Source organism: Vibrio brasiliensis LMG 20546 (assembly GCF_000189255.1).
Taxonomy (GTDB): domain Bacteria; phylum Pseudomonadota; class Gammaproteobacteria; order Enterobacterales; family Vibrionaceae; genus Vibrio; species Vibrio brasiliensis.
Map to the genome: position 1 here is coordinate 72,268 of NZ_AEVS01000072.1, position 18,563 is coordinate 90,830.

Annotated in this window: 20 protein-coding genes; 9 read left to right on the forward strand and 11 right to left on the reverse strand. The window is 46.2% G+C overall.

Annotation, left to right across the window (positions count from 1 at the left end; genetic code table 11):
- Nucleotides 1-22: 22 nt before the first annotated feature.
- Together RH46_RS12810 and RH46_RS12815 are read right to left on the reverse strand one after the other, a co-directional pair.
- A complete protein-coding gene (locus tag RH46_RS12810; RefSeq protein ID WP_040895801.1) occupies nt 23-1,294 on the reverse strand; it encodes an HlyC/CorC family transporter in 1,272 nt (423 codons plus the stop codon).
- A 122-nt stretch (nt 1,295-1,416) separates the two neighbouring features.
- A complete protein-coding gene (locus RH46_RS12815; RefSeq protein WP_006879898.1) occupies nt 1,417-2,211 on the reverse strand; it encodes a cytochrome C assembly family protein in 795 nt (264 codons plus the stop codon).
- Between the two features lie 209 nt (nt 2,212-2,420).
- Here RH46_RS12815 and ffh point away from each other — a divergent pair, with 209 nt between their 5' ends.
- From ffh to rplS, 5 genes are all read left to right on the forward strand, one after another.
- Nucleotides 2,421-3,809 (forward strand): signal recognition particle protein, encoded by a 1,389-nt coding sequence (gene ffh / locus RH46_RS12820; protein ID WP_006879899.1) that lies wholly within the window; start codon nt 2,421-2,423, stop codon nt 3,807-3,809.
- Nucleotides 3,810-4,015: 206 nt separating this feature from the next.
- Complete coding sequence (rpsP, locus tag RH46_RS12825) at nt 4,016-4,264, forward strand: 30S ribosomal protein S16 (RefSeq protein WP_004742593.1); 249 nt, start codon at nt 4,016-4,018, stop codon at nt 4,262-4,264.
- A gap of 27 nt (nt 4,265-4,291) precedes the next feature.
- Entirely contained in the window at nt 4,292-4,840 is a 549-nt protein-coding gene (rimM, locus tag RH46_RS12830; RefSeq protein ID WP_006879900.1) for a ribosome maturation factor RimM, read from the forward strand.
- Between the two features lie 25 nt (nt 4,841-4,865).
- Nucleotides 4,866-5,609: a tRNA (guanosine(37)-N1)-methyltransferase TrmD gene (gene trmD, locus RH46_RS12835; protein ID WP_006879901.1), complete on the forward strand. Its 744-nt coding sequence runs from the start codon at nt 4,866-4,868 to the stop codon at nt 5,607-5,609.
- 41 nt (nt 5,610-5,650) lie between these two features.
- Complete coding sequence (gene rplS, locus RH46_RS12840) at nt 5,651-6,004, forward strand: 50S ribosomal protein L19 (protein WP_004410033.1); 354 nt, start codon at nt 5,651-5,653, stop codon at nt 6,002-6,004.
- A gap of 348 nt (nt 6,005-6,352) precedes the next feature.
- On the opposite strand, the gene yacG is transcribed toward rplS, so the two are convergent.
- The 8 genes from yacG to nadC form a co-directional block, all read right to left on the reverse strand.
- Nucleotides 6,353-6,547 (reverse strand): DNA gyrase inhibitor YacG, encoded by a 195-nt coding sequence (yacG, locus tag RH46_RS12845; protein ID WP_040895804.1) that lies wholly within the window; start codon nt 6,545-6,547, stop codon nt 6,353-6,355.
- 64 nt (nt 6,548-6,611) lie between these two features.
- A complete protein-coding gene (gene zapD / locus RH46_RS12850) occupies nt 6,612-7,352 on the reverse strand; it encodes a cell division protein ZapD (RefSeq protein WP_006879904.1) in 741 nt (246 codons plus the stop codon).
- A 34-nt stretch (nt 7,353-7,386) separates the two neighbouring features.
- Complete coding sequence (coaE, locus tag RH46_RS12855) at nt 7,387-7,995, reverse strand: dephospho-CoA kinase (protein WP_006879905.1); 609 nt, start codon at nt 7,993-7,995, stop codon at nt 7,387-7,389.
- A 1-nt stretch (nt 7,996) separates the two neighbouring features.
- The gene (locus RH46_RS12860; protein ID WP_006879906.1) at nt 7,997-8,866 is read right to left on the reverse strand and encodes a prepilin peptidase; all 870 of its coding nucleotides are present in this window, start codon (nt 8,864-8,866) and stop codon (nt 7,997-7,999) included.
- Nucleotides 8,867-8,909: 43 nt separating this feature from the next.
- Nucleotides 8,910-10,136, reverse strand: coding sequence for a type II secretion system F family protein (locus RH46_RS12865; RefSeq protein WP_040895808.1), 1,227 nt, complete (start codon nt 10,134-10,136; stop codon nt 8,910-8,912).
- A gap of 16 nt (nt 10,137-10,152) precedes the next feature.
- Nucleotides 10,153-11,835: a type IV-A pilus assembly ATPase PilB gene (pilB, locus tag RH46_RS12870; RefSeq protein WP_006879908.1), complete on the reverse strand. Its 1,683-nt coding sequence runs from the start codon at nt 11,833-11,835 to the stop codon at nt 10,153-10,155.
- Nucleotides 11,835-12,290, reverse strand: coding sequence for a pilin (locus RH46_RS22550; protein ID WP_006879909.1), 456 nt, complete (start codon nt 12,288-12,290; stop codon nt 11,835-11,837). Before RH46_RS22550 ends, pilB begins: the two co-directional genes overlap by 1 nt.
- A gap of 204 nt (nt 12,291-12,494) precedes the next feature.
- Nucleotides 12,495-13,382 (reverse strand): carboxylating nicotinate-nucleotide diphosphorylase, encoded by an 888-nt coding sequence (gene nadC, locus RH46_RS12880; protein WP_006879910.1) that lies wholly within the window; start codon nt 13,380-13,382, stop codon nt 12,495-12,497.
- Between the two features lie 133 nt (nt 13,383-13,515).
- On the opposite strand from nadC, the gene ampD reads away from it, so the two are divergent.
- Nucleotides 13,516-14,070, forward strand: coding sequence for a 1,6-anhydro-N-acetylmuramyl-L-alanine amidase AmpD (gene ampD, locus RH46_RS12885; RefSeq protein WP_040895812.1), 555 nt, complete (start codon nt 13,516-13,518; stop codon nt 14,068-14,070).
- Between the two features lie 174 nt (nt 14,071-14,244).
- On the opposite strand, the gene fldB is transcribed toward ampD, so the two are convergent.
- The gene (gene fldB, locus RH46_RS12890) at nt 14,245-14,766 is read right to left on the reverse strand and encodes a flavodoxin FldB (protein WP_006879912.1); all 522 of its coding nucleotides are present in this window, start codon (nt 14,764-14,766) and stop codon (nt 14,245-14,247) included.
- A gap of 164 nt (nt 14,767-14,930) precedes the next feature.
- On the opposite strand from fldB, the gene xerD reads away from it, so the two are divergent.
- The 3 genes from xerD to recJ are packed head-to-tail and all read left to right on the forward strand — an operon-like array spanning nt 14,931 to nt 18,390.
- Nucleotides 14,931-15,827, forward strand: a complete 897-nt coding sequence (gene xerD / locus RH46_RS12895; RefSeq protein WP_071985916.1) for a site-specific tyrosine recombinase XerD — start codon at nt 14,931-14,933, stop codon at nt 15,825-15,827.
- A 40-nt stretch (nt 15,828-15,867) separates the two neighbouring features.
- Entirely contained in the window at nt 15,868-16,614 is a 747-nt protein-coding gene (locus tag RH46_RS12900; RefSeq protein WP_006879914.1) for a thioredoxin fold domain-containing protein, read from the forward strand.
- Between the two features lie 39 nt (nt 16,615-16,653).
- A complete protein-coding gene (recJ, locus tag RH46_RS12905; protein WP_006879915.1) occupies nt 16,654-18,390 on the forward strand; it encodes a single-stranded-DNA-specific exonuclease RecJ in 1,737 nt (578 codons plus the stop codon).
- The last annotated feature ends 173 nt before the right edge of the window (nt 18,391-18,563 follow it).

Below are 18,563 nucleotides of genomic sequence, written 5' to 3' on the forward strand. Positions count from 1 at the left end.
CTGCCCTAAATAAGGCTTACGCTTACTTTGCCTTCAAGTTGGGAAAGACTTTCACTAACTTGATACGGTTTTCTTCTAGTTCGACGATTTCCATCGGGTGACCGGAAACCTGTACACTTAGGTGGCTCTCAGGAATATCTTCCAGATGTTCAAGAATCAAACCATTCAGGGTTCTCGGACCATCTGTCGGAAGCGTCCACTTTAAGCCTTTATTTATGTCACGGATGTTCGCACTGCCCTCAATCAGGAAGCTGCCATCACCTTGTGGGGTGATCTCATCAGATAAACTTGGCGCAATGGATGTGGTGAACTCACCAACGATCTCTTCGAGAATATCTTCTAAAGTGATCAGACCGATAATATCGCCGTATTCGTCAACAATCAGACCAATACGCTCTTTATTACGCTGAAACTTAAGTAGCTGAACATTGAGTGGGGTGCTCTCAGGAATAAAGTAAACCTCATCAGCCGCACGCAGCAGCGTCTCTTTAGTAAACTCATTCTTCTCTAACATCAGTCGGTAAGATTCGCGTAAGCGCAACATACCAACCACTTCGTCAATTTGGTCGCGGTAAAGAACCACTCGGCCATGAGGAGAGTGGGTCAATTGACGTACGATAGACTTCCAGTCGTCATTAATATCAATGCCCGTGATCTCATTGCGTGGAACCATGATGTCATTCACGGTCACATGTTCAAGATCCAGTATTGAAATCAGCATGTCCTGGTGACGACGTGGGATCAGGCTTCCAGCTTCATTCACGACGGTTCGCAGCTCTTCTGAGCTCAAGTGATCTTCTGCACCGTGATCCGCTTTTATACCGAGTAGACGAATAAAGCCATTAGTGATGAAGTTGACCAACATGACGAGCGGTGAAAGCACCTTCATCAGGATCGTCAGTAGGATACTGCTGGCATAGGAGACCCGCTCTGGGTATAAGGCTGCAAGTGTTTTCGGAGTGACTTCAGCAAAGACCAGTATCACTAAGGTGAGCACACCGGTCGCAATGGCGACACCTAAATCGCCGAATAAGCGCATGCCGAGAATAGTGGCAATAGCAGAGGCAAGAATATTGACTAAGTTGTTACCGATTAAGATTAAACCGATAAGGCGATCAGGGCGATCAAGCAGTTTTTCTACACGTTTGGCACCCTTATGGCCAGTATTGGCTAGGTGCTTGAGTCGGTATCGGTTCAGAGCCATCATCCCTGTCTCGGAACCGGAAAAATATCCTGAAATAACAATAAGACACGCGAGTAGCGCAAATAAGATACCCGTTGATATGTCGTCCAAAGCTTATCTTTTCCTTGTTACGTTTGGTTAATTTATGACCTAATTTGTCAGTGAAGTCAATTTCAAAAAGAGAACTGAGTATTGTAAAAGAAAGGTGCATCAGATGCACCTTTGTTAATCAATCAGTTGAGAATGATCTCGCGAACGAAGCGACTGCCAAAGTAAGCAAGAGTCAGTAAGGTCGCGCCTGCAACCGCAAACCAGGTGACCTTACGACCACGCCAGCCTTTGCGGTAGTGACCCCAGAGAAGCACTGAGTAAACAATCCAGGCAATAAAGGAGAGGATGCCTTTATGGGCTTTTCCTTGAGCAAACATATCTTGCACAAAGACAAAGCCGGTCAAGAGAGTACCTGTCAGTAACAAGTTACCAATCAAAATAATATTAAATAGCTGTCGCTCTACCATCAGTAGAGGTGGCAGATTTGGGTTAATAGCAAGAGCTTTCTTGGCTTTAAGCTTATGGTCGAGCCAGGCTAGCTGCAAAGCGTACAGAGCACCAATCGTTAAAGTGGAATAAGAGAAGAGTGCGAAAGATATGTGGATCAGCAGCTTTGGATCTTGTTCAAGGTGAGTAATAAAGGTGCTTGGAAGAAAAGCAGCTGCCATCAGATTAAGCGCAGCAAAACTATAGACCACAGGTAATAAGAACCACAGCCTGGTTTTGAGCATAGCGCCACTCATCACCAGCGAGACAATAAAGCTGATCAAAGAGGCGACGTTTAGAATACTAAGGTTCTGTCCTGAACTACCTAAAATCAGATCGCTAAGCAGCCATGCGTGAAATGCCAACGCAATGAATGCACTGACAAAGACGGTTTTAACGCGGATACCTGTTTGATGAACAAGTCCCGGGACTATAGTTGCAATCGCTAATAGATAGAGTATTGCAGCAACAACGGCGATTAGGTTGTCCATTATTCTCTATAAGCTGGTGGATTTTTAACAAATTATACCCTGCATCAACGGCTTGAGCTATGACTTATCTCTTTCATTTGCGTGACTTGAGATATCAAAAGTCATCTAGGCAGTGTCAAGCATGGGTTGGCTAAGGTATACTCATAGTAATTTGTCGCCATATATAAAGGGCGAAGCTCCTTGCAAACCGTCTAGGTAAAGAGACTAAGATGTTTGAGAATTTAACGGATCGCTTATCCAAGACGCTGAAAAATATCAGCGGTAAAGGTCGCCTGACCGAAGATAATATAAAAGAGACGTTGCGCGAAGTGCGTATGGCACTACTTGAAGCGGACGTTGCATTGCCTGTTGTACGCGATTTTATTAAACGCGTTAAAGAAGCGGCTGTCGGTGTAGAAGTTTCTAAATCGCTGACTCCTGGCCAAGAGTTCATCAAGATCGTACAGAACGAACTTGAAGGAGTGATGGGTGAGTCAAACGAAGCCCTGAACTTAGCTGCTCAACCACCTGCGGTTATCCTAATGGCGGGTCTGCAGGGTGCAGGTAAAACCACATCGGTGGGTAAACTTTCTAAGTTACTGACTGAGCGTGACAAGAAGAAAGTCTTGGTTGTGTCTGCCGACGTTTACCGTCCAGCAGCGATCAAGCAGCTTGAAACTCTTGCCACAGATGTAGGTGTTGATTTCTTCCCGTCTTCAGCTGACCAAAAGCCTATTGATATTGCTAATGCAGCAATCGACCACGCGAAGAAGAAATTCTACGACGTTCTGGTTGTCGATACGGCTGGTCGACTAGCTGTTGATGAGCAGATGATGGCTGAGATCCAAGATCTTCACTCTGCAATTAACCCAGTTGAAACCTTATTCGTTGTTGATGCGATGACAGGTCAAGATGCGGCGAACACGGCAAAAGCATTTGGTGATGCTCTGCCTCTGACTGGTGTCATCCTAACTAAGGTTGATGGTGATGCTCGTGGTGGTGCGGCTCTATCTGTTCGTCACATTACTGGTAAACCAATTAAGTTCTTAGGTGTTGGTGAGAAAACGGATGCGTTAGAACCTTTCCACCCTGATCGTGTGGCTTCACGTATCCTTGGCATGGGCGATGTTCTTTCTTTAATTGAAGACCTACAGCGCAACGTCGATACCGAAAAAGCAGAAAAGCTAGCGAAGAAGTTTAAAGAGAAAAAAGGTTTTGATCTGGAAGACTTCCGCGAGCAGCTAGGCCAGATGCAAAATATGGGCGGCATGATGGGTATGATGGATAAGCTGCCAGGTATGAGCAACTTACCAGACAACGTCAAAGATAAAGTTGATGACAAGATGTTTAAGCAGATGGAAGCAATCATCAACTCAATGACGATGAAAGAGCGTCAGCGTCCTGAACTTATCAAAGGTTCACGTAAAAAGCGTATCGCAGCGGGCTCAGGTACTCAGGTACAAGATGTTAACCGCCTACTGAAACAGTTCACCCAGATGCAAAAGATGATGAAGAAGATGCAGAAAGGTGGCATGAAAGGCATGATGCGCAACATGCAGGGCATGATGGGTGGCATGGGCGGAATGGGTGGCGGTGGCTTCAACCCATTTGGTCGATAATCCCAGTCAGCGACAATATTTCAAGGTGTTAGCTGCGTCACAAACTTAAAACCCGTTTTATGTTGGTGAAAAAGTAGCTAAAGACCTTGCATTGCTCCGGAATAAGAGTAAAATTCCGGAGCTTTATTTTGGCACGAGCCCCAAACTATTTAGCGATAAATGGTTTCTGGGGTTAATTTTATTTTTGAGAAAGCAAAGAGGACGACATGGTAACCATTCGTTTGGCACGTCACGGCGCTAAGAAGCGTCCATTTTATCAAATCGTAGTAGCGGACAGCCGCAATGCAGCAACTGGCCGTTTCATCGAGAAAGTTGGTTTCTTTAACCCAACTGCTCAAGGTCAAGAAGAAGGTCTACGTCTAGACCTAGATCGCGTTAACCACTGGGTTGGTCAAGGCGCATCTGTATCTGACCGCGTAGCTAAGCTAGTTAAAGACGCTCAAAAAGCGGCTTAATTCTTTTTAAGAAGTAGAAATTAGCTTATGTCGATGAAAGGTAAAGAAACAATGAGTGACGACAAGATTGTTGTAGGCAAGTTTGGTGCTACTTACGGCATTCGTGGTTGGCTCAAGGTTTTTTCCTACACAGACAATACTGAGAGCATATTTGATTACACCCCTTGGTTTATTAAGCAAGGTGAGAAGTGGGTCGAGTACAAAGTAGAGAGCTGGAAGCGCCATAACAAAGGTTTGGTGGTAAAGCTTGAAGATCTTGATGTGCGCGAAGAAGCGCAACTCATGACTAACTTTGAAATCTCAATTGACCCTGCGGTATTACCAGAATTGCCATCAGACGAGTTCTATTGGCGTGATTTGATTGGTATGCAAGTAGTAACCGATAAAGGTTACGATCTAGGCATTGTCTCTGACATGCTAGAAACTGGCTCCAACGATGTTTTGGTAATTAAAGCAAATCTAAAAGATGCTTTCGGGCAAAAGGAACGACTAATCCCGTTCCTTGAAGAGCAAGTGATCAAAAATATTGATCGCGAAGCTCAACGGATCGAAGTTGACTGGGATCCTGGATTCTAACTCCAAGTAACGGAGCGATTGAACAATGTGGGTCGGCGTAATTAGCCTATTTCCTGAAATGTTCCGCAGCGTTACTGATTTTGGAGTAACAGGTCAAGCGGTTAAAAAAGGTCTTTTGTCGATTGAGACATGGAATCCTCGTGATTTCACGCACGACAAACATCGCACTGTTGATGACAGACCTTATGGTGGTGGCCCTGGCATGCTAATGATGGTTCAGCCTTTGCGCGATGCTATTCATGCTGCTAAGCAAGCCTCACCTGGTAAGACGAAGGTAATCTACCTTTCACCTCAAGGTCGAAAACTTGACCAGAAAGGTGTTGAAGAGTTAGCAACAAATGAGAACTTGCTTCTGATTTGTGGCCGCTACGAAGGGGTAGATGAGCGTATCATTCAATCTGAAGTCGACGAAGAATGGTCGATTGGGGATTTTGTGATGACGGGTGGCGAAATACCAGCCATGACGTTAATTGATTCAGTTTCTCGGTTTGTTCCGGGAGTACTTGGAGACTTTGCGTCAGCGGAAGAAGACTCTTTCGCTAATGGCCTGTTAGATTGCCCTCACTATACGCGACCTGAGGTTCTGGATGATAAAGAAGTACCAGCGGTACTCAAATCTGGTAACCATAAGGATATTCGTCGCTGGCGACTAAAACAGTCGTTAGGCCGTACTTGGCTAAGAAGACCAGAGCTCCTGGAAAACCTAGCTCTGACTGACGAACAGGAACAATTACTGGCCGAATTCATTAAAGAAAATCGAGCTAAGTAACCTATTAAATTTAGTATCAGTTTATTCTAGGAATATTGAAAATGAGTAACATCATCAAAGCTCTTGAAGAAGAGCAAATGAAAAAAGACCTGCCTAACTACGCACCTGGTGACACAGTTGTTGTTCAAGTTAAGGTAAAAGAAGGTGACCGTGAGCGTCTACAGGCTTTCGAAGGCGTTGTAATCGCAATCCGTAACCGTGGTCTACACTCTGCATTCACAGTACGTAAGATTTCTAACGGTGAAGGTGTAGAGCGTACGTTCCAAACTCACTCTCCAATGGTTGATAGCATTGAAGTTAAACGCCGCGGTGCAGTACGTCGTGCCAAACTGTACTACCTACGTGAGCGTTCTGGTAAGTCAGCTCGTATTAAAGAGAAGCTTGCTAAGAAGTAATGCTATAACTAGCGTTCTCATATTAAACGGAGCCCAATGGGCTCCGTTTTTTTATGCGTGGATTTTAGCTTAGAACGGGCTACGCCCTTCGAGAAATTAGAACGCTGCGCTTCGAGAACGGACTTCGTCCTATGAGAATTTAGAACGGGCTGCGCCCTTCGAGAGGTGCACGTTATAGATGCTGAGCAGAGTTGTTTGTTAGGGACTTACGTCTAAAATCCAGAAAAAAGGTTGACGCTTTCACGTCAACCTTCCAAGATCTTCTCGCTTCTCGCTTCTCGCTTCTCGCTTCTCGCTTCTCGCTTCTCGCTTCTCGCTTCTCGCTTCTCGCTTCTCGCTTCTCGCTTCTCAGTACTGATCTTCCGACCAACCATCCGCATCCGACATATCCGGTGCGCCTGGAATCGAGTTTTCTTCGTCTGCCCATTCGCCGAAATCAATCATTTGGCACTGTTTGCTGCAGAAAGGGCGGAAGGGGCTCTGTTCTCCCCATGTTACGTCTGTGCCACATTGTGGGCAAGGTACAACGGTAATCTTTGACATGTTGGTTCTCTAAATACCAAGAAATAGTATTGAACTAGTATAGCGTGTTAGCTAGTGGGTGTATTTAACAGCAGACTGCGAGTTGAAACTCGACATTCGCAACAGAAGCCTGGCCTGAGTCGAACTCAATAAACTTAATTGCGAAGCGATTCTTATGACCTGAGATCATTGGGTAGACCCCAAAATGCATCGGAATTTCTAAACGTAAGATGTTTGCTTCTTCGGCATCACTTTGATAGAAACCTGAACTTGCCTGGATGGTTCGAAAATGACCAGTTTCACGGGTCAGTTTTAGCCATTGATTGAGTGCTTTGGCGAGAGGTTGAAGCGTATCTAACCATTTAGCGGCATCAGCCTTCCTCTGTTCGAGTGGAAGGTGTAACCAGTGGTGAAGAGCCGGAAGATCAAAACAGCAAGATCCGCCAGGCAGATTAAACCTCTGACGGATTGCACTGAGGAAACGATCTTCTTTAAGGCTTTGACCAAAACGCTCTGCGCCCATTAGATCACTGTGAACGCTATCGACTTCATTTAGAACATCGCGCAACATTTCCTGATCAACGCCCTCGACGTTTAACCAAGAACGGTATGACAGACGCTGCTTTTCGATATCTTTGGCCAACTCACTCTTTAGCTGTATCTGCTCAAAGATCTCGAGCAAATCAAACAGGGAGCGGTAGAAGATAAGATGCTGCATATTATCACTGAACTGAGCTGCCACATTTAGCTGATTAAGCAGGGCTTCAACCCTCAAATAAATGCGGGTTTTCTCGTTCAGTGGATGTTCAAAATAATGCGTTGTCATTAATCTGCAGCTCTGGATTCTTCATCCTTTATTCTCACAGATTTCCCCTACACATTTCTAGAAACTTTTTATGTAATTCTGTGATTTGATACAAAAGTTTTTGGTTTTTTGTATTATTTTTAATCACGTAATCGGCGATAGCGAGTCTTTGCTCACGGCTTGCCTGGGAAGCCACAATTGCCTCGGCTTGTCGTTGGTCTACTTGGTCACGCTCAACAGTACGCTGTATCTGTGTTTCTGGGTCGACATCAACGACCACAACCTTGTCAGCCAGAGACTGTAGATTGTTTTCTACCATCAGAGGAATGACGAGTAGCGCATAGTCAGATTGGACCGTTTCCAACTGCTGCAACATCTGCTCTCTAATCATTGGGTGGAGTAAGTTATTCAGCCACTCCTTTTGGCTCGGGTCGGCAAAGATTATCTCGCGCAATCTGGCGCGATTGAGAGTGCCATCCGCCTCAATCACCTCAGGACCAAAATGTTGAGTGATCTGTTCTAGACCTGCACTTCCGGGTTCAACAACTTGTCGTGCAATCACGTCGGCATCAACGATTTCGATACCAAATTCCTGCTCAAATAGATTAGCGACCGTCGTTTTACCGCTCGCGATACCGCCTGTGAGTCCAATGACGAGTGCCATACTAAATTCCTAGAAAGTTACTGAGATACCAATTCAGCACATTACTGCCCCAGATCATACTAATCCAGCCAGCGATGGCAAGGTATGGTCCAAATGGAAAGGCTTTGTCGATACCTTGTTGCTTTAAACGAAGCTGAATCAAGCCAAATACAAGCCCTACTAGTGATGAGAGCAAAATCACCATTGGCAAATACTGCCAGCCTAACCAAGCACCTAAGGCGGCTAGTAGTTTGAAATCACCATAGCCCATCCCTTCTTTACCCGTTACTAGTTTAAACAACCAGTAAACCGACCACAGGGATAGGTAGCCCGCAATGGCACCGATAACCGAGTCTTGCAGTGAAACAGGGCTTATCTGTAGCAAAGAGAGCGCAATACCAGCCCAGGTTAATGGCAAGGTCAGTTGATCAGGAAGCAGCATGGTATCCAGATCGATGAAGGTCGCTGCAATCAGGACAAAAGTAAAGAAAATCAGTGCAATGGTGAAATAACTAAAGCCGAGTTGATAGGCTACGACAAAAGAGAGCGCTCCGCTGAGTAGCTCGACCAGTGGGTAACGAGCACTGATTTTGGCACTGCATTGATGGCACTGACCTTTGAGCATCAACCAACTGATGACAGGAATATTGTCGATTAAGCGAATTGGAGTGTCACACTTTGGGCAGCTAGAACGAGGTACACTGAGGTTATATACCCCTTGCGGCGGCTCGATATTGTATTCAGGAAAGCTCTCGGCACACTCTTGTCGCCATTCACGTTCCATTATTCGCGGTAGACGATGAATAACGACGTTTAGAAAACTACCGATAATAAGACCAAAGACAGTCGCCAGAGTTGGAAAAAGCCAAGGATTAAATTCAAAAATGTCCATATAAGGGTCAACTGTCTGAGTTCAAACTAATATCCTGAGTATACTACCCTAAGACATTCATTAAGTTAAAGATAGGTAGATACATAGCAACGACTAAGCCTCCCACTGTCACACCGAGAAAAAGAATAATCAGTGGCTCAAGAACTTTACCGAGAGTATCAACGCTTTGTTCCACATTCGCTTCATAGATATCAGCAATTTTATTGAGCATATCATCCAATCTTCCAGACTCTTCACCAATCATCACCATCTGCAAAACCATTTCGGGAAAAGCATTGCTGAGGCGCATAGCAATAAACACTGGCATCCCTGACGCTGTGTTGGAACAGACCTTTTCCAGTGCCTCCTGGTAGTAGAGGTTGCCAGCGGTCGTTGTTGCGGTTTTTAAGCAGCAAAGGATTGGCAATCCAGCATTAAACCCAGTGGCGAGAGTTCGACTAAATCTGGCAATGATTGCTTGTCTGAGTACTTGCCCAATAACAGGTATTTTTAGTAGTAAGCTGCTATACATTAGCTGGGCTCGACGAGACCGTTTTGTCACTCTATTAAGTAACAACAGCATGATGGAGACCGAGATGAGCAGCATCCCAGCGTACTTTTGACTCAACGCTGAAAGCTTGAGGACTTGGCGAGTTAACCACGGAAGCTGTGCTCCAAACCCGGCAAATATCGACTCAAATTGCGGGATAACGAGGGTGAGCATTAAATAGCAGACCACAAACGCTGTCAGCATCACCATGCTTGGGTAGATCAACGCTTTGATTATATTGGTTTTTAGTCGCTGAGATTTTTCTCGATATATTGCTATGCGCTCAAACACCTCAACTAGCTTACCCGTCTGTTCACCTGTTGCGACTAAGTCACAATAGAGAGCATCAAAATGAGGACTAGAGGCACGCATCGCTTGAGATAAAGGCAGGCCCGCTTCTATTTTTGCTGAGATTCTATTCAGTATCGATTTCATTTCACCTTTTTGATGGTGAGCTGATACCAGTTTGAGTATCGAAATCATCGGCATTCCGGTGATGAGCATAGTGGTGATATGACGAGTTAGCAGTGTGATGTCTTTTGCGGTTACTCGTTGAGTGTAACGTTCAAGCAAAGATATGGAACGGGGAGTGATTTTAATTGAGCCAATCTGTTGCTGCTGTAGCTCGCTTCTTACTTCAATTTCGCTGAAAGCGACCATTCGACCCGAGACCCTTTTACCTTCCCTGTTACTGCCTCTCCAGCGATAAGCTTTTAGCTGACGCTGCTGGAGAGGTTTCACTTTTACACCCAGACTATCAATAGAGAACACGCATAAGCTCCTGGTAGCTAGTGATCCCCGAGATAAGTTTTTCAACACCAGCCTGCTTGAGTGTCATCATCCCTTGCTGGCGGGCGATGTGTTCTATCTCCAGACTACTTCGTCCCTGGTTTACTGCTTCTATCAAAGGTTGACTGAATTCCATTAGTTCATAGAGACCAATCCGCCCAGCGTAACCGTTATTGCATTCACTACACCCATCCGGATTTGCTTCGAACAGAGAACATTGGTCAGGTAAACAAAACTGTTGCTGAACAGCTGGCGGGGCGACGAAGCGCAGCTTGCAATTGGGGCAGAGTCTGCGAACTAGGCGTTGTGCGATGACCAGACTAAGAGAGGAGGAGAGGTTATAGGCTTCGATGCCCATATTTTTGAGTCTGGTGACCGCCTCAGCTGCTGAGTTTGTGTGAAGAGTCGTTAACACAAGATGACCTGTTTGAGCTGCTTTTACGGCAATTTCAGCAGTCTCTGCATCGCGGACTTCACCTACCATGATGATGTCTGGATCTTGCCTGAGAAAGGCTCTCAGGGCTCGGGTAAAATCGAGACCAATGTGAGGCAGAACCTGAACCTGATTGACTCCGGTTAAGTTTATTTCAACGGGATCTTCAGCGGTGGCGATATTGATTTGCGTGGTATTGAGGATCTTCAGCCCTGTATAAAGCGAGGCGCTTTTCCCACTTCCCGTTGGACCCGTCACTATGATCAGTCCTTGCGGCTTTTTGAGCGCGTTGAGATAGAGCTGCTTTTGTTGAACTGAGTAACCTAAAGCCTCTAAGTCTAGTGGGGCCGATCGGCTATCCAGCATACGAACAACTACCTTTTCTCCCCATAAGGTTGGCAGGGTGGAAACTCTGATATCAATCGCTGTTTGCGGATCAATTTTTAACTTTATTCTTCCATCTTGCGGCAGACGTCGTTCAGCGATATCTAACTTAGAGAGAATTTTCAGTCGAGTGGCGAGACGCCGACTTAAGTGATGGGGCGGCTGCTGACTTTCAACCAGCAGACCGTCACAGCGCATACGGACCCGGTAGGATTGCTCGTACGGTTCAAAGTGGATATCTGATGCACACTTTCTCACTGCATCTTGAAGAATCTGATTGATATAGCGGCTAACTGGCGCGTCATCTTGAGTCAGGTCTTCAACTGAAGAGAGTTCTTCTTCACTTATGTTAACCAGAGCAGCGAGGTCCTGTTCACTGATTTCCCTACTGTAAGTACCGTGTGTGACCGATTTTCCATAGACGCGTCGAATCGCGCCCTGCAGCTTGTGAAAATCGGCCAGAGCCAATTCAACTTGTAATCCAGTGGCGAAGCGAAACTCTTCCTCGATATTGGTATCGGTCAAGTCAGTCACAGCAACAGTAAGCACCCGTTGAGTCTGCATAATGGGCAGTGCCGTATATCGAGTAATGAGCTCGCGTAACCCCAGAGCGTTACACAGCGCAGCATAGTCAAACCGGTCAACACTTGTTTCCGGCAAGGCAAAAAGCTGCGACAGGTGTTGGGTAAGCTGGCTGGACGTGAGTAACTCTAACGTTAACAAGGCTTCAGGAACTGATTGACCAGACACTTTTACATGTTCAACTAATTGAGCCTTCTGACTGGTGGTGAGAAGGTCTGCCTGATGCAAAATGGATGGCAAGCTGGTGACCATTAGCTGTCTGGACACCAGTCATCAGTTGAGCCGCCTTGTGACGATACCTTGGTACAGACGACGTTCCAAGTTACGCCACCGCCTGCCGTGACAGGAATCAGCTCCACTTTGTCGCCTTCCTGCAAAGTGCCTTTGTTCTGATTTGGGTTAATTTCTGCACGTATCAGAAGATCACCGCTGGTGGCATCAAGCAGTGCTTCGACCGAGAAACTCCCCAGATCCTGAGCGAGAGGAACGTCACCATTGCCAGAAGAGCAGTCGGGCTCACCGCGTATAAGGCAGATAGACACGGCGGTTTTCATTGCCATTGAAGCGTTGAGCATTTCGCTTGCGTGGGCGCGGGTGGTGTAGTTCTGGTAACTAGGAATTGCCAGGGTCGCCAGAATCGCCACGATGGCTACAACGACCATTAACTCAATTAAGGTAAACCCTTTTACAGTTCGTTTAGTTTGCATATTTCTCACCTGGTTAGTGGTTATTAGTGATGTGAGAATAGAAGCGTGGCTGCGGGAAGAGTATTTCAACCCAGTCTGATTTCGATGAGAAAAAAGCTAAATGGTCGTATCTTGCATTCAAACTGCAAATCAATGTGAAGCTGTGGGATAAAAAAATAGAGGCTTAAGCGCCTCTATTTTCTTTATATATATTTGCTGTGAACGTTATTTAAAGCGCATCGAAAGGTCCATTGCCTTAAGGTGTTTCGTCAAGGCGCCAACAGAAATGTAGTCGACACCTGTCTCAGCATATTCACGCAGAGTATCCAGAGTTACGTTGCCAGAGTTCTCTAGCGCCGCGCGACCCGCATTAATCTTCACTGCTTCACGCATCATATCTGTGGTGAAGTTATCGAGCATAATGATATCTGCTCCAGCTTCGATTGCCTCCTGAAGCTCAGCCAGACTTTCCGTTTCAACCTCTACAGGCTTACCCGGGTTCAGCTCTTTTGCGGTTTTGATAGTTTGCGTGATACCACCATTGGCGATGATGTGGTTCTCTTTGATTAAGTAAGCGTCGAAAACACCGATGCGGTGGTTGAAACCGCCACCACAAGCTACCGCATATTTAAGCGCGCTGCGTAGACCCGGGATAGTCTTACGGGTATCAAGTAAACGACAGTCAGTGCCTTCAAGTTTCTCCGCGTATTGAGCCGTGATAGTCGCACAGCCAGAGAGAGTCTGAATGAAGTTCATCGCGTTGCGCTCACCGGTAAGCAGAGCACGAGAAGGGCCTGATAGAGTACAAAGAACCTGATTCGGTTCAACTTTGTCGCCATCTTCAACATTCCACTCGATTGTCACTTCGCCACCAAGCTGCTTGAATACTTCATCTGCCCAGGCCTTACCACAGAACACACCGTGTTCACGGGTGATAATGGTCGCTTCGTTTTGAGCGTCAGCAGGAATTAGACTTGCGGTAATGTCAGCAGCAGGATCAAGAGTCCCACCTAAATCTTCTTTAATGGTATCCGCAACAGAGCGAGATATTTCTAAAGGAAGTTGCTGTTTTAAATATTCAAGACGTTCTTGGCTATTGTGTGTGTTTTTCATCGCAAATCTAATAAGCAGTTGAACAAGAGGTGGGCATGATACGCTGACTAAGCGTGAAATTCAGCCATTAATCTCGCATTTCATGGTCAAACAGATAAAATCGTGAGGATTGATTAAGATGACGAGCAGCAAAATGATTGATGACCAGGGCTGGTATAGCAAAGCACGACGGGTTGAGTCTCCTTTTTTCGACCAGAGAAGTGATCGACAGGATATCTCTTTGCTGGTGGTACATAACATCAGTCTGCCACCTGGTCAGTTTGGTGGCCCTTATATTGAGCAGTTTTTTACTGGTAAGCTGGATCCGGAACAGCACCCTTTCTTTAAGGTTATCCATAAAATGGGCGTTTCGGCACACTGCCTGATTCGTCGTGATGGGGAAGTCGTACAGTTTGTACCGTTTACCGCCAGAGCATGGCATGCTGGCGCTTCAAGCTTTGCTGGGCGTGAAAAGTGTAATGATTACTCGATAGGCATTGAGCTAGAAGGCAGCGACTTTGTCGCTTACACCGATGAGCAATACCAAGCGTTGACGGAATTAACTCAACAGATTCAACAGACCTATCCGTTAATCACTGTTCCCCGCATTACTGGCCATCAGTATATTGCACCACTGCGTAAGACAGACCCGGGTCTGGTATTTGATTGGCTTAGGTTCAGGAATGGGCTGAGTTCTAGGGAGAACTAGAACGCTTCGCTTAGAGAGTCGAGAACGGACTTCGTCCTGCGAGAATTTAGAGCGGGCTTCGCCCTTCGAGAGACGCTTATTGAGCGTGAACCTCCGTTTACGGACATTGTTGTTTATTTTACTTAAAAGAAAAGGGTTGACGCAGTGTGCCAACCCTTCAAGCTTTTCTCGACTCTAAAGCGTCTCCTGATACTCAACCAGAATCTGCTCAACCCAAGTCGCGATACGTTCATCACTAAGCTCATATTGTGAGTCTTCATCGAGTGCCAGACCGACAAATTGTGTTTTGTCTTCAGTCAGCGCCTTAGAGGCTTCAAACTGGTAGTTTTCATCGTTTGGCCAGTAACCAACGACATTCGCGCCAGCTTTTTTCACTTCATCGTGCAGGAAGCCCATTGCATCCAGATACCACTCACCATAGCCTTCCTGGTCGCCTAAACCGAATAGGGCAACAGTTTTACCTGTAAGAGGCAGGCTGTTAATTTGGTCCCATAGTTCGTTCCAGTCTTCCTGAATCTCACCAAAATCCCACGTAGAAATGCCGAGGATAAGAAAATCGTAATCTGCCATCAAAGAGAGTGGAGACTCTTTAACGTTGTGAATATCGATGAGGTCTTCACCAATAATGGCGCGGATCTTCTCTGCTGCCATTTCGGTATAACAAGTGGTTGAGCCGTAAAATAGACCGATTTTCATAGCATTCTTTTTTATATTGGGGAATTGATGGTGAATTCTAACCACAAAATGGCGAGCTTTGCAGCGAATATCCTTCTTCAATGTGATTTTTTATAGCTTTATTGGCTTGAGCCACTTACATTTGAGCGCATAACTAAACGAAGAGGTTTGCTGTGTCAGAACAAATGTCACCTGATCAAGGAATAGTTGAGCAGTTTTTAGATTCAATGTGGATGGAGCGTGGTTTATCTGAAAATACCTTAGCGTCATACCGTAACGATCTGGTAAAGCTATTGCAGTGGATGACCGCAAACAACTATCGTCTCGACTTTATCAGCCTCTCTGGTCTGCAAGAGTATCAATCCTGGCTGTCAGATTCTGGCTATAAGCAGACGTCGCGAGCACGAATGCTATCGGCAATCCGTCGTCTGTTTCAGTACCTCCATCGAGAAAAAATTCGTAGCGATGATCCCAGTGCACTGCTGGTAAGCCCTAAGTTACCTAAACGCTTACCTAAAGACTTGACCGAAGATCAAGTGGAAGCCTTACTTAATGCGCCAGATCCCAACGATGCGATGGAGTTGCGTGACAAAGCGATGCTTGAGCTATTGTATGCCACTGGTTTGCGTGTCACTGAGTTAGTCAGCCTGACGATGGAAAATATCAGCCTACGCCAAGGGGTCGTGAGGGTCACCGGTAAAGGTGGTAAAGAGCGCTTGGTTCCAATGGGCGAAAATGCCGTCGAATGGATTGAAACTTTTCTTCAACAAGGCAGGTCTGAGTTACTTGGGGAGACTACATCTGATGTGGTATTTCCTAGTAAGCGCGCACGTCAAATGACACGCCAGACTTTTTGGCATCGAATCAAGCACTATGCAGTGCTGGCTGGTATTGATACCGAATTACTTTCGCCTCACGTCTTGCGACATGCTTTTGCTACGCATTTACTTAATTATGGCGCGGACCTGCGCGTCGTGCAGATGTTGCTGGGTCATAGTGACTTGTCGACCACACAAATTTATACTCATGTGGCAACAGAACGATTGAAACAGCTACATAGTGAGCATCACCCAAGGGCATAACTTCTTGGGTAACAACATGAATCGATTTAAGGTGATTTGAATGAGCGTATTACGCCGAATGACGTTACTTACATTACCATTTCTTTTGGCCGCGCAGACAGTATCGGCTGCCGAAGCTAAGTTTGATAAAGAACAGCTAGAGCAGCGCTTTGCAAAACTTGGTCTTGAGGTGAAAGACGTGGTTCCTGCTGAAGTTGATGGTTTAGTTGAAGTGCAAACCAGCGGCGGAATCTTATTTGCAACGCCATCGGGTGATTACTTCTTAGCAGGAACGTTATACAAGCTCGATGGTAATGGTCAGTATGAAGATGTGCTTGCTAAGCGTCAGGCGCCAATCAATGCAGCTAAGATCGAAGCGTTTAAAGACAGCATGATTGAGTTCAAGGCTGATGACGAGAAGTATGTAGTAACAGTGTTTACCGATATCACTTGTGGTTACTGTGTTCGCTTACATAGTCAGATGAAAGGTTACAACGAACTTGGTATAACAGTGCGCTACATGGCTTACCCACGTCAGGGGGCAACAGGCTCTGTTGCGGACCAAATGGCGGCAATCTGGGGGGCAGAAGATCCTCAGACAGCAATGCACAACGGTAAAGTAAATCGTCAGTTCCCAGAAAAAGGTGATGATTACGCTAAATACCAAGAAATCATTAAGCAGCACTTTGCTTTAGGCCGTGAGCTGGGTATCAGCGGCACACCGGCTATCTTCCTACCGAATGGTGAAATGGTGGGTGGTTACCTTCCGCCAGCTCAGTTACTTCAGCGCCTTCAACAAACTCAGTAATTTGAAAAGAGCCTCTTCATTGAGGCTCTGATACTTCCTATGATAGAAATTCAACGCAGACCTGAAGCTGATTTAAGCTTACTTCCCGACTCCATTGCACCGTTACTTAAACGTATCTATATCTCTCGCGGAATTCGTACCATTGAGCAGTTAGAAACGACCGCTCGTGCTCTGCACTCATACCAAAAGCTACATGGAATCGATAAAGCAGTAGAGCTTCTGTTTAGTGCACTGCAAACCAATAAACGCATCATTGTCGTGGGAGACTTCGATGCCGATGGCGCGACAAGTTCAGCGTTATCTGTACTTGCATTGCGTATGCTTGGCTCGAACAACGTCGATTATCTGGTACCTAACCGATTTGAAGATGGCTATGGCCTGAGCCCAGAGGTCGTTGACCAGGCGATTGAAATTGGCGCTGAAGTCATTATGACGGTGGATAACGGTGTATCTTCAATTGAAGGTGTCCGTTACGCCAAGCAGCAGGGATTGCAGGTGCTGGTGACTGATCACCACTTGCCTGGTCACGAACTGCCAGATGTTGATGCTATGGTAAACCCGAACTTACAAGAGTGTGCTTTTCCCTCTAAAGCGTTGGCTGGTGTTGGCGTGGCCTTCTATCTGATGATGGCGTTGTGTGTTCATATGCGCAAGAACGGTTGGTTTACGCAGCAAGGTATGACAGAGCCAAAGCTGATGGAATTGATCGATCTCGTAGCATTAGGAACGGTTGCAGACGTTGTTCCACTTGATGAAAACAACAGAATCTTAGTTCATCAGGGTTTGCAGCGAATTCGCGCCGGTAAAGCACGCCCGGGTATTCAGGCTCTGATTGAAGTTGCCAAGCGCGATGCTCGTCGACTGGTCGCCTCTGATTTCGGCTTTGCCCTTGGGCCAAGAATTAATGCAGCAGGTCGCTTAGATGATATGTCGTTTGGTGTTGAGTTGCTGCTGAGTAATAACATTCATGCCGCTCGTCGTATGGCAAGTGAATTGGACGGCCTAAACCAGACGCGAAAAGAGATTGAAGAGGGCATGAAACAGGAAGCGATGGCTTTCTGTGAACGTCTACAGTTTGGTGAAACCGATATGCCGCATGGTTTGGTGCTATTTCAAAGAGATTGGCACCAAGGCGTAATTGGTATTCTTGCCTCACGTATTAAAGAGAAATTCCACCGTCCTGTTATTGCTTTTGCCGATGGAGGTGAGGGGACGATCAAAGGCTCATGTCGCTCGATTCCGGGCCTACATATGCGTGATGTGCTGGATCGTATCGATACTCAGAATCCTGGCATGATCATCAAGTTTGGTGGCCACGCTATGGCAGCGGGCTTAACGATTAAAGAGAGCAACTTTGAACGCTTCTCCCAACTGTTTGATGAGGCGGTAAAGCAGGACTTAGATGATGCGGCGCTCAAGGGCGTGATTCTGTCTGATGGTGAACTGGCTCCTGAAGAATTCTCAATGCATACCGCAGAAACTCTCCGTGCTGGTGGTCCATGGGGACAAGCATTCCCAGAGCCAATCTTTGATGGTGAGTTCAAAGTCCTGCATCAGAAACTAGTGGGGGAAAAGCACCTCAAGTTGATGCTAGAACCTCTGCATAAAGGTCACCCGACTAACATTATGATTGATGGTATCGCCTTTAATGTAGATTTACGTCGCTGGCCTGACGCCTCCGTTAAAACGGTTCGCTTAGCTTATAAACTTGATATCAACGAATTCCGCGGCAACCAGTCGCTGCAGTTGATGATTGATCATATAGAGGCGAAGTAGGGCGAGAGCGGGCTACGCCCTTAGAGATGTGAGAACGCTTCGCTCCGAGAATCGAGAAATTAGAACGCTGCGCTTCGAGAACGGACTTCGTCCTACGAGAGTTTAGAACGGGCTGCGCCCTTCGAGAGGTGCACGTTATAGATGCTGAGTAGGTATCTGATACAGAGTTTATT